The sequence below is a fragment of the Cognatishimia sp. genome (assembly GCF_964229375.1).
Taxonomy (GTDB): domain Bacteria; phylum Pseudomonadota; class Alphaproteobacteria; order Rhodobacterales; family Rhodobacteraceae; genus Cognatishimia.
This window is the reverse complement of the sequence record NZ_CAXREH010000001.1, coordinates 1-11,095: the sequence shown is the minus strand read 5'-3', so window position 1 is coordinate 11,095 and position 11,095 is coordinate 1. Positions and strand designations below refer to the sequence as shown.

Here is an 11,095-nt window from a genome sequence, read left to right as displayed (position 1 = left end):
GTTATGTTGCAACGGGTGGCGTCGCCATAGCTTCGAGCTGTTCTGGTCGAATAGAGGTTGGGTGTTCTGACCAGACTTTGGTAGGGGCTCTGGATTGGGCGCCAATAATCCGTCAGTGCTGATATCAAGCGGGCAAGTCGTAGGGCCGGTTTGTCTGGCTGCATCGCAGCGCTTCAATATTTCAGCAAAAGTTCGCTATGGGCCGGATGCTGCAAGGTGCACTAATGGCTGCTTCGGGGAAGCTGTGCCGCAGCGTATTTTCCACTTGCCAACGGCGGCTTTGGGCCGAAAGCAACATCATGCACAATGGGCGGTTAACGGACCTTCGCTGCAGTCGCAAACCAACTTAGCCGAGAAAATGGAAGCTGACGTTCAATTCTTGAGAATTCCGGGATCAGCTCTGCATCGTCGCATGACCGTTCCGAGCCCATACTTTGAATTAACTTTTCTGCTGCGCGCGCAGCAAAAAGTCACTGGAGTTGTTCTGTTTCGGTCGCTGTAAAGCTGCAAGAAAGCGGCCATTGCTTCATGGCGAGGAGTAGTCTTTGGCGCAACGTCAACAGAGCGCGAGACCTTACTGACTCTCTTGCCGAAGGTGCGACATCAAAGGACAAGTCTTTGGGACCTGGCCGGCATCAAGCTCAAATAGGAAGCTTGTTAAGCATGCAACATGAGAGGCAAAAGATCGTCAAACCAGAGTCTTGACCCCGCGAATGAACTGCTCGACTTGCAGTGGGTCCAGTGATACGTTGCCGCTTCAACTCGATCGTTATTGGACCATTCGTCTGCATACATGAGAATGGCTCGCTCCACTAGATCCGATGCCTTTCAGCTGGGCGGATTGATTGCCGCCAGACCGGTCTTGCTGGCAGCACGACGCTTTCGGCGGACTCAGCACCAGAATGGTTGATCAACTCCAGCACCGCATCGGCGATCTCAGGCAAAGGCTGGGCGAAGGTTGTCAGATTGTAGCTGTCCCAGGCGGATTGCTGGATGTCGTCAAAGCCAACTACGCAGATGTCGCCGGGGATCGCCATGTTCATGTCATTGCGCGCCGAATCCATGAAGCCGCAGGCCATCAAGTCGGTTGTGCAGAACACGCCGTCGGGTGGCGTGACGCTGGACAAGAGCTGATGCGCGGCAACGCGGCCCTGGTCATAGGTCGTCGCCTCGCCCATCCAGACCGACGTTGATATGCCCAAAGCCTCTGCCGCGGCTGCCAGGGCCGCTTCGCGCGCGCGCAGGCTGGGGGTGCTTTTCTGGCGGGTGACAATCGCAATGGACGTGCAGCCGGCGCGATGAAACATTGAGGCGGCCTGTTCCATCGCAGATTGATAGTCGATCCCGATGGAATGCGTGCCCTCGAACATCTCAGACCGATTGACCAGAATGACGCGTTGCCCGGCGGCGACGCATTTTTCAACCATCTCCGTCGGTGGAGAGCCGGACAGAACCACCGTGGCGGCGGCGCGATAGTTCAGGGTCTGCTCTAGCGCGGTATGGGCGTTTTGAGGATCGTCGCCCACGTTGATCAGGATGACGACCCGACCCGCAAGCTGGAGCTTCTGCGTCAGGACATTCAGAAGCTCTGCGTGATAGGGTTTGCCAAGGGTTGAGACGAGCAGGCAGATCGGGCGGCTTTCCTCTTTCGACAAGCCGCGCGCCAGATGGTTGACGTGATAGTTCAGCTCTTCCGCCGCCTTCAAGACCCGCGCGCGCGTCTCTGCTGAGACGCTGCTGCCATGGGTGAAGGTTCGCGAAACCGCAGAGCGCGACACCCCAGCAAGGGCCGCGACGTCAGATGCGGTCGCTGGACGGTCTATGGGTTTAAGGCGTGGAATCAGATATTCCTTTGAAGTTGTTTAAGCACGGTGGCGCAACGGGTCGCCGCGTCGATTAATACCTGTTTTGGTGCGCTAGGCCACTCTTTCGGGTCCAATTGGCGATGCACCCGCACATGGGCTATGGCCGCATCAAGCGTCGGGTAGGTCTCGGGCCGTTCGATATGCAAGAACAGCGCAACTAAGATCACGGACCGGCTCCGCCCGCCTCGACAATGGACCAATAAATGACCGCGGGTCTTCCAAGGGTAGCTTGGCTTGTCCGGCATTTCTTGGGTCAGCAGCCCCCGCAAGAGAAAATAACCCGCCATCAGAAAGTCGTCAGAGTTGCCAGCCCCGTCGATCATGCCAAGCTTATAGTAACGGACAGGCCCCCAACCGAAGACGAGGTTTTGCACGTCACCTGCCGGTTCGGTCACCATATTGATATCGAGGTTCACAGCGCAATTCAGAACCACGCCTATGCCGTTTTCGGCCAAAATCTCGGGGTTACTTGCGGCCTGCCGATTGCCGATGAAAATATCCGCGCCATGGAAGCCACCTTCAATACGGTGAAGCGGGGCACGGCCCGCTTCGGCCTCGGCGAAGATCAGTTTCATGGTCCCTGCATCAACTCTCATATCGCGCCTCCTTGCTCCAATGCTGCATCCAGAAGCGCGGTGAGCGCGGGCGTGCAGGCCCGGACTGGGGCAGGATGGCTGAGCCCTTCGAGGCCGCCAGAAAACGGGCGCACATCGCCGCCTGCCTCTTCGATCATCAGCATGCCTGCTAGGCAGTCCCAGCAATTCATATTCGCCTCTAGGTAACCGTCCGAGCGCCCTTCGGCGACCCAAGCCAACGCTAATGCGCCCGATCCGCCGCGACGGATATTTCCGCCGCCAGTCAGGATATGGCGTTGCGCTGTCAAATAGCCTTCAACGGAATGGCGACGGGACCAGCCCATCTCGATACAGGCCGTGTCCGGAGAGGTGGTGCCCGTCACTTGGATCGGGCGACCATTCTTTTCAGCGCCCTTGCCCTTTTGTGCAAACCAAAATTCGCCGGTCAAAGGATGGACAATGGCCCCCAGAACCGGGGCACCCGCCACGGCAAATGCGATGCAAACGCAAAAATGCGGGACGCCGCGCGCAAAATTGGCTGTGCCGTCAATCGGGTCAATGATCCACAGATGCTCGGTTGGGGTGCCGCCACCCTCTTCGCCCAGAATGCCATCTTCGGGAAAGGCCTTGGCCAGAGCATCGCGGATCAGCGCCTCGACCGCCATATCGGTTTCGGTCAGGAAATCCTGTGGTCCCTTTAGCGCAAAGGTGCCAGCGGTACGCGAGGTGAAGCCTTCGCGAGCAAGTTCGGCGGCCTTGGGGGCCAAATCCCGCAGAAACGCTGCGCGGGCGGAGAGATCAAGTTCAGTCATATAAGTCTTTCGAAAAGTGGCCCCGGGGCGCGGACCCCGATGCCAAAGCCCTTAGCTGCCGGACCGTGCGAGCGCCCAGAAATCCTGCCAATCCTGACGGGTCTGCCAGTCTGCCAGCGCGGTTGTGGAGTCGTAGAACCACATTTTGTCCATGTGGTTCATGACGCCCGAAGGCTCACCCTCGGGCGCCGCATGGGTGATGTTGGTCGGCACTTTGCCGTCGATGGATTGTGGCAACCAGCCTTCCTCGGACAGAAGGTAGTCGACATAAAGTTTCGCGGCATTCGGGCTATCCGTGCCAGCGGTGATCAGCAGGAATTTCGGGGTCATCCAACCAATCGCAGGCTGCATCGTATCGCAGATGCCGAGGGTATAGCCGTCTTCGTTGTCACGAAATTTCGCGGTGGACATCATGCCCATGAAGTTCTCGGTCACATCGGGTGCGCCAACCGTTTCAGAACTGTCACTGTCAGAGTTGAACAGCACTGGCTGGTTGCCAGCTAGGGCTGCGACCCAAGCCTCGGTTGCGCTGTCATAGTCGGTCTCCAGCGGTGTGCCGAAATATGACTCGTAAGCCGCCGCAACCGCGTCGTCATGGTGCGTTGCCATCTGATTGAACCAGTCGGTGTAGACCGGCTTGCCCAGCAGGTCCTGCATGGCGAAATGGCCGTTCCAGCCTGCCGTTGTCAGCGCCCAGATGTTATCGACCGGGCAACCGTCGTTCAGCGCGGTGTTATAGGTGAACACGATCGGTGAGTTCGACACGATCAGTGGGTTCTGAGAATGCTCGGGGATTTCGTCTGCGCGGGTGGACGGCAGGTAGGACACCGCGTAGCCAGGCTCAAGGATCTGCGCTGTGGCTGCAGGCGTGTCCGAGATGACGATGACATCGGCCTGCACGTTATTCGCCTGCGCCTCGCCCACGATCATGCGGATGGTGGCGGGGGCTTTGGATTTAGTGGCGTTGATCTCAAGCCCGTAAGCTTCGCCAAAATTAGCCGCTTGTTCGCGCACCTTGCCGGTGCTGTCGATCACAAAGAGCGGCGGTTCGGATCTGGCCGCGTCCAAAAGCGCGGCGGCGTCGAAGTCTTCGGCCAGCGCGGGCGAGGCAACCGCCAGCGTGATGATCAGAGATTTCACTGAAGTCTGCATGGTCTCAGGTCCGTTATCCATAGGTTTGAGAAGAAATAGGTGATGCCACTTTGGGTCTTGTTGCCGGGGCGGGCCTCGGAACCACGCGGTTCCCCGCTTGGTCAAACTGGTGAATCCCGCTCGGGTCGACGGTGATGTGAACGGCCTCACCCGGCGCGATCGCGGGGCGGCTGGCAGAGGACATCAGCAAGGTCTGATCGCCATCTTCGAGGGACAGTTTGGTGATCCAAGAGCCGCCGGTCGGGATCAGCTCTGTCACACGCGCCGGTGTTCCGCTCGCAGCGATCTGGATCGCTTCGGGCCGGATGCCGCTTTCATATGTGCCGCCGCCGAGGGACGGCACGGCAAGACTGCCTTGTGGGATCAGGTTGATTGGCGGGCTGCCAACAAATTCCGCCACGAAACGGTTCGCTGGCCGGTCGTAAATGTCGAGCGCTGTGCCAAACTGCTGCAAGCGACCGGCGTCCATCACCGCGATATGGGTCGATAGCGACATCGCCTCCCACTGGTCATGGGTCACAAGAACGATGGTGGTGCCGCTGATCTGGTGCAGGCGCGCAAGCTCTTCGCGCATTTGCAGGCGCAGGGCGGCGTCGAGGTTCGACAGGGGTTCATCCAACAGCAGGACGTCCGGTTCCAGCGCGAGCGTTCGCGCAAGCGCCACCCGCTGCTGCTGTCCGCCCGACAATTGCGAGGGGTAGCGGCCCTCCAGACCTTCGATGCGCAAAAGCGCGACCATCTCGGCCACGCGGGCCTTGCGCGCTGCGGCATTCACCCGTTGCAGGCGCAGGCCGAATGCGATGTTTTCGAACACTGTCAAATGCGGCCAGAGCGCGTAGGACTGGAACACAAGGCCGACGCCGCGCCGTTCCGGCGCGACAAAGACGCTGCCATCGACCACGCGGTCCCCCAGCGCGATCTGGCCTGCATCGCACCGCTCAAGCCCGGCGATCATGCGCAAAAGCGTTGATTTCCCGCAGCCGGAGGGGCCAAGGATACAGGTGAAGGACCCGGCCTCAACCGCTAGGGACAGATCTGCGACGGCGGGGGCGTCTGTTTTGGCAAAGTGCTTGGTCAGACCGGTGATGGTGATCGGTGTCATGGTTTAGCTTTCCAATCCGCGGGCAAGGCCAGTGCCGGTCAATCGGTTGATGAGCAACGTGCCCAGCACCGCAATGGCCGAGATCATCAGCACCACCGCATTTGCGGCTTGCGTGTAGTTGTAGTCGACAAGGCGCAGGGAATAGGTACTCAGGACATCCGTCGACGGTACGGCCAGCATGATGAACAGGCTCACGCCCTTAATGCCGGACACGAAGGGCATCAAAATGCCCGCCACCAGCGCGCCTTTGTTGATCGGCAGGATGATCGACCGCATCCGGCGCAGCCAGCCTGCACCAACCATGCGTGCAGCGTCCTCCACCTCGCGGCCCAACTGGGTCATAGAGGAGATTCCCGCCCGGCTGGCAAAGGGCATCTGGTCCGCAATCAGCGCCAGCAGCAGGATCCACGGCGTGCCATAAAGCGCCGGGATTGGCCCGCGCGGGACAGCGAAAAGGACGAGGAAGGCCGCCGCAAAAGCAATACCCGGCACCAGATAGGGAAAGAAGGTGATCTGCCGCAGCAGCACAGAGAGCGTCCGCCAAGGGCTGCGCACCACGACATAGCCAACCACCATGCCCAAGAGGCCCGCGCTGATCGAGGCGATCCCAACAATGCGCAGGGTGTTCCACGCCGCCGACCAAAACTCAGGCGCGAGCAGGATCCCCGTCGGCACCGCAGGCGTCGGCAGGTTGGTGCCGATCCAATAAGCGAAGGTGAAGTTCTCGGCCCCAAAGCGCCCCGGCACATGCATCACGGTAGAGAGCATCAATGCGCCAAGGGGCAAGATCACGCCCAGTGTAAAGACGCTTAGCGCCGACACCACCGCGGGGATGCGCCAGAACCCCAGTGTTGTTTCCCGGCTCGCGGTACCTTTGCCGCCGATGATCGCATAGCGGCGGGTTTCGCGCATCATCCATGTGTCGATGCCAAGTGTGACGATGCCAATGGCCATGACAACACCCGCAAAGACCGCCGCCATACCGTTCTGCTGGGTGCCAATCGCGCGGTAAAGAGAGGTCGCCAAGGTCTCGAACTGTACCGGCAAGCCAAGGACATAAGGAACCGAGAACTCGCCGATCGCATCCGCGAACATCAGCAGACATGCGGACAGCACGGCAGGCCGCATCAACGGGATTGTGACCAGCCGGAAGGCGGTGCGCGGGCCAGCGCCCAATATGCGGGCGGCGTCCTCTAGCTGGCCATCAAAACGGCGCAGAGCGTTACCGACAAGGATGATGACGAAGGGAATGTAATTCAACGTCATGATGATGATCGACGGGACCGCCCCATAGGCAAGCCAATCAGGTGCATCAAAGCCCATGGAACTGGCCAGCCCCGGTTGCCCGCCGATTTTGGCGTTCTTGAAAATCGTGGTCCAGGCCAAGGCAAAGGTCCAGGCGGGCAGCATGAAGGGAATGATCAGCGCCGCCGATAGCCAGCCGCGGCCCATCATGTCGGTTCGCACCAAGAGCCAAGCCAGCACCGTGCCCAGCCCCAGCGCCAGAACCGTTGAGCTGACCGCAATGGTCAGCGTATTCATCAGCGGACGCAGGAAGATAATCTCTGACATACGCGAGGCAAAGGCGCGCTCCAGATAATAGGCGGTAAAGGCCCCATCGGCGACATGGGTGCGATGCCCATCGCCCGGCTGACTGGTGAACATATCCCAAAAGACAGCGAGCAAGGGCGCTGCAATCAGCCAAAGGAAAACAACTAAACAGATCAACCCGATGACCAGCGTCGGATCGCTGGGCAAGTGCGCGGCACGCAGGAGCTTGTTTGTCTTTGCTTGGGTTATCACGAGGGTATTCAGACTATTTTTGCACCTATGTGCATAAGCTCTATGCTCTAACATAGTCCATAAAAAACAGCTTTTGTCGCAAAAGTTTCACAAAACTCGGACATCAATGCACATATGTGCAAAGCGATTCACCTCGCCCTATTGCGCACTCTTACTGCAACGCAATGAATGGATATGACATGCGCGCTCCTCTCTTTCTAGCACTGGCGGCTTTGCCGACATTGGCCGCTGCCGACCCGCTGGTCGATACGATCACCCCGAACAACACGCTGACAGAAGCCCCGAGCGCGTGGCTTGGCGATACGCCGCATCTGGTGATGATGGGCACGACCGTTGGTCACACCTTCGATGTGCAGATCATGGATCTGGACATGGCTGAGATCCACGAGATCGAGGTCAAGCGCGAATACCTGCTGACCGACACGGACTATGCGCCCTACCAAGAGTGGGACTTTGGCATCAAAATCGTCCTCGACGGCATGGATAAATCCATTGAAGGCAAGCTGACACACGCTGACTTCAACGATCTTGAGGCGCTGCCCGCCAGTTTCAACATTCAGTCGGCTGAGGAATATCCCGAAGGCGACCTGATCTTCACCGAGTTCGAATATGAGTGGGAAGCCGAAGGCATATCGGTCAATGAGGAGCTGGCCGAATGGTCCGGCACCGCGACCATGAACCTTGACGGCAGCTTCAAGGCGGACACGCCCAACGGCGATGGCATGATCGGCGGCTATATCAACGCTGTGCGCGGTGGCGACACCATCGTGATTTCCTTCACCCTGCCCGTGACGGAGTTCGAAGTTGAAGACTAAGCTCGCAACATCTCTGGCGGCGCTGCTTCTGGCCGCGCCCGCCTTCGCCGACGCCCCCGAGGGAAGCGTCACCGCCATAACAGAAACCCCCGGCATCATCGGCGACGCTGATGACCCGGCGATCTGGGTGCATCCGACGGACCCAATGGCCAGCCTTGTGCTGGGCACGGATAAGTATAACGGTCTGTTTGTTTACAACCTTCGGGGCGAAGAGGTTGGGTTCTTCAACGACGGATCGATCAACAACGTCGATATCCGGGAGTTTTCCTTGGGTGGTGAAACCGTTTGGCTGGCCTCAGCGACAGAGCGGGACGAGGACGACATCGTCTTCTACGTGATCCGCGCCGATGGCACGGTTGAACGCGCCTCGCCGCATCGCTTTGAGGGCATGCCTGAATACGAAGGCCGCGTGCGCAACATCTATGGCCATGCCATGGGCCGCGACCCGGAAACCGGGCGCGTTTGGGTCTATGTGAACTTCAAGACCGGGCAAGTCGCGCAATACGAAGTGCTGGACAATGGCGGTCAGCTCGATCTGGTGCAGTCCCGTGTTCTCAGCGTTGAAACCCAGCCGGAAGGCATGGTGATCGACGACGACGCAGGCACGCTTTATGTGGGTGAAGAAGACGTCGCGATCTGGCGTTTCCCGGCCTTCCCTGAGGACGGCGATGAGGCAACCCGCATCGCGTCGATCCCGTCTGACTGCTTCCCGCGCGACGATATCGAGGGGCTGACGCTCTATAACGATGGTGAGAACAAGTACCTGATGGCCTCGGCCCAGTACATTCACCGTGTTGCAGTCTTTCCGATCATCGGGGACACGGTGCCTGTTTGTGCCGGTCTGGTGGAAATCGCGGCAGGCGACATTGATGGCGTGACCGAGACGGACGGTCTGGACGTCGTGGCGACACCGTTGGGCGATGCCTATCCCAAGGGTATGCTTGTCATGATGGACGATCAGAACGCGAACTTCACAACGAACTTCAAGTTCATCTCTGCGGCTGACGTGCTTGAGTCTCTGAAGCTCGACTAAGACCTGATCCCGGCCCGATATGGATTGGGCCGGGCTTCAATACCACCACAGGCCTTTGCGCTTTCGTTTGTGTAGAAAACACACCTGAACTGAGTGACTATGACCAACCGCACCGCTTCAGCGCGCTGGCCATTTTGCTTGAGCCAATGGAAAACCAACGATCGATCAACGAAGACCGGTTCTTTCCCGTACCCCTTAAAGGCGACCAACTGCTGGTAGCCAAATTTGACCTCATGGGGCTCGATCAGGAAACCTATCAAAGAATTTGCACGACTAACTGTAAGGACCAAAATCACTGCGCTTGAACGACCGCTTCGGTCGTGAGCGCGATGTCGCATCAGCATTCCTGCCGCGCTTGTGAACAGATGCTGCGCAAGCAATGGCTGCATAAGCAATCATCCGCTTCGTCCGCTCTTGAGACCTTGGCCATCATCTAGGCCGAGCACGTGCAGCGAATGTCCGGAATGGCGGACCGCATTGCAGCATCGGCACCCACCGGCCAACGGCAGGTTTGGGCCATTCTTGTTCAAAAGACAATCGCCGACCGGCGCCTCCGGAAGCGCAACACAACACAGAAACCCTGAGAGACCGCAGAGAGACCCCCGCCACACAGGAAAGGGCACCACCGGAGGGAGGGAGGGGAACCCTCCCAACACAGGCCGAGACCGACATGAACCAAAACACCGGATCGATGGAAAGGCCGAAAATAGCCCCGTACGGCGCCGCTGGCATCTGTTTGCGGCATGGGGGGGAAGCCAAAAACACCCTTGCACCCCGTTCTGGCCTCGCTCATGGCCGCCGAGGCACCCCCCACCCCCGCATCTTGAGAGATCTAGGGTCAAATGCCGGTCCGACTGCTAGATTTTTGGCGCCACACTTCCCGAGCGTTATTGCTTTGAGAGAGACACGCCGAAACACTTCTTTGGATCAAAGGCGCTGGGCAGATGTTTCAGGGCTTGGATGCAGAGATAGCAAACGGCGTTCTCAACGCCCGCCGGATGGACAAAGGTAACGAACCAGCCACCGGAGTCGCTGATAGCCGCACTTTGATTGGATCGCGTGAGGTCCGTGGGGTCGCCTGTCGTTCTTGCCAAGCACGAAAAAAACGCCTGTTGATGGTCGGCGGGGATATGGGCGACCACGTGGCAATGAGCGCCGTAACGGGTTCCGGTCGCCGCTGCCCACACGAACGACCGACGCACACCGCGCCGCCGATACCAGTCATGCAGACGCCGGATGAATTTTGCTGTGATGAGGTCAATCGGCTCATGGACAAGTTCAGCATCAGAGAACGCCGCCAAGGATTGCCAGTTGAGAGTGAGCGCCAGAGTCGGGGTGACCCCGTGGGCCTCGCCGCCTTTATCGCCGCCAGCAAATCCGCCGCAGACGGGCGTGTCCAGATGACCACGCTCGACTGCCATATCAACGACACTGCCTTCTGCGAGGCTGTGCTGGCCAAATTCGACACTTGGGTCGCCGAGGGTATCGTGGCCAAGGGCGTGCCCTGATACAACGCTTTGTCGTCAATGAACGCCCCGCCGTCCCAGTGCGGGATGGCGGTTGAGGCACCCACAATCGCCACGCCCCTGACATCATTCAGCCCCCGTCACCCGTTGCAAACCCGTTTTCGGCTAAGACAGTTTTACTACTCTTAGCTTTGCTTCGAGCTTTCTTTGCAACCTCATTAACTCGACTTCAGAGTCAGACCACGCCGAAATATATACCGTTTCTTCAGCGGTTGTTCCGAGCGGTTTGCACCCGATGTCATCATTGTGAAAAGTGACTTGAAGATTTTTGTCCCTGAGAACGACTTGGTAATCGGAAATGAACGCACCCGCGTCTACGATTGGCATTCCCAGAAATCCGAAATACTCTAATAGAAGTTTTTTACGATCTAAAGCATCCAGCAAATGATCAAAATAACCAATGCCCTTCAGG

At 58.7% G+C, this 11,095-nt stretch carries 11 protein-coding genes; 3 read left to right on the top strand and 8 right to left on the bottom strand.

Annotation, left to right across the window (positions count from 1 at the left end; all coding sequences use genetic code 11):
• The first annotated feature begins 94 nt into the window (after positions 1-94).
• Positions 95-502, top strand: coding sequence for a hypothetical protein (locus ACEQWH_RS00055; protein ID WP_370227091.1), 408 nt, complete (start codon positions 95-97; stop codon positions 500-502).
• A gap of 310 nt (positions 503-812) precedes the next feature.
• Here the strand turns inward: ACEQWH_RS00055 and ACEQWH_RS00050 are convergent, their stop codons facing one another.
• From ACEQWH_RS00050 to ACEQWH_RS00025, 6 genes are read right to left on the bottom strand one after another with little or no spacing between them, the layout of a single operon-like run.
• On the bottom strand, positions 813-1,823 hold the full coding sequence (locus tag ACEQWH_RS00050) for a substrate-binding domain-containing protein (protein WP_370227152.1): 1,011 nt from the start codon (positions 1,821-1,823) through the stop codon (positions 813-815).
• A 17-nt stretch (positions 1,824-1,840) separates the two neighbouring features.
• The gene (locus ACEQWH_RS00045) at positions 1,841-2,461 is read right to left on the bottom strand and encodes a protein phosphatase (protein ID WP_370227089.1); all 621 of its coding nucleotides are present in this window, start codon (positions 2,459-2,461) and stop codon (positions 1,841-1,843) included.
• Positions 2,458-3,252 (bottom strand): inositol monophosphatase, encoded by a 795-nt coding sequence (locus tag ACEQWH_RS00040; RefSeq protein ID WP_370227087.1) that lies wholly within the window; start codon positions 3,250-3,252, stop codon positions 2,458-2,460. The genes ACEQWH_RS00045 and ACEQWH_RS00040 overlap by 4 nt, the downstream gene beginning before the upstream one ends.
• A gap of 51 nt (positions 3,253-3,303) precedes the next feature.
• On the bottom strand, positions 3,304-4,404 hold the full coding sequence (locus ACEQWH_RS00035; RefSeq protein WP_370227085.1) for an ABC transporter substrate-binding protein: 1,101 nt from the start codon (positions 4,402-4,404) through the stop codon (positions 3,304-3,306).
• A gap of 13 nt (positions 4,405-4,417) precedes the next feature.
• A complete protein-coding gene (locus ACEQWH_RS00030) occupies positions 4,418-5,506 on the bottom strand; it encodes an ABC transporter ATP-binding protein (protein WP_370227083.1) in 1,089 nt (362 codons plus the stop codon).
• 3 nt (positions 5,507-5,509) lie between these two features.
• Positions 5,510-7,264: an ABC transporter permease gene (locus tag ACEQWH_RS00025; protein WP_370227081.1), complete on the bottom strand. Its 1,755-nt coding sequence runs from the start codon at positions 7,262-7,264 to the stop codon at positions 5,510-5,512.
• 224 nt (positions 7,265-7,488) lie between these two features.
• On the opposite strand from ACEQWH_RS00025, the gene ACEQWH_RS00020 reads away from it, so the two are divergent.
• Positions 7,489-8,124, top strand: a complete 636-nt coding sequence (locus tag ACEQWH_RS00020; protein ID WP_370227078.1) for a hypothetical protein — start codon at positions 7,489-7,491, stop codon at positions 8,122-8,124.
• Positions 8,114-9,157: a phytase gene (locus tag ACEQWH_RS00015; protein ID WP_370227077.1), complete on the top strand. Its 1,044-nt coding sequence runs from the start codon at positions 8,114-8,116 to the stop codon at positions 9,155-9,157. The genes ACEQWH_RS00020 and ACEQWH_RS00015 overlap by 11 nt, the downstream gene beginning before the upstream one ends.
• Positions 9,158-10,044: 887 nt before the next feature.
• Here ACEQWH_RS00015 and ACEQWH_RS00010 read toward each other — a convergent pair.
• Positions 10,045-10,578 (bottom strand): hypothetical protein, encoded by a 534-nt coding sequence (locus tag ACEQWH_RS00010; protein ID WP_370227075.1) that lies wholly within the window; start codon positions 10,576-10,578, stop codon positions 10,045-10,047.
• Between the two features lie 210 nt (positions 10,579-10,788).
• Positions 10,789-11,095, bottom strand: a 307-nt coding sequence (locus tag ACEQWH_RS00005) for a hypothetical protein (RefSeq protein ID WP_370227072.1), incomplete at its 5' end; no start/stop codon positions are given.

Excerpts from the sequence above, each read along its gene's own strand:
- ACEQWH_RS00045 (WP_370227089.1), bottom strand. The coding sequence starts at position 2,461 with ATGAGAGTTGATGCAGGGACCATGAAACTGATCTTCGCCGAGGCCGAA.
- ACEQWH_RS00040 (WP_370227087.1), bottom strand. The coding sequence starts at position 3,252 with ATGACTGAACTTGATCTCTCCGCCCGCGCAGCGTTTCTGCGGGATTTG.
- ACEQWH_RS00035 (WP_370227085.1), bottom strand. The coding sequence starts at position 4,404 with ATGCAGACTTCAGTGAAATCTCTGATCATCACGCTGGCGGTTGCCTCG.
- ACEQWH_RS00030 (WP_370227083.1), bottom strand. The coding sequence starts at position 5,506 with ATGACACCGATCACCATCACCGGTCTGACCAAGCACTTTGCCAAAACA.
- ACEQWH_RS00020 (WP_370227078.1), top strand. The coding sequence starts at position 7,489 with ATGCGCGCTCCTCTCTTTCTAGCACTGGCGGCTTTGCCGACATTGGCC.
- ACEQWH_RS00010 (WP_370227075.1), bottom strand. The coding sequence starts at position 10,578 with ATGGCAGTCGAGCGTGGTCATCTGGACACGCCCGTCTGCGGCGGATTT.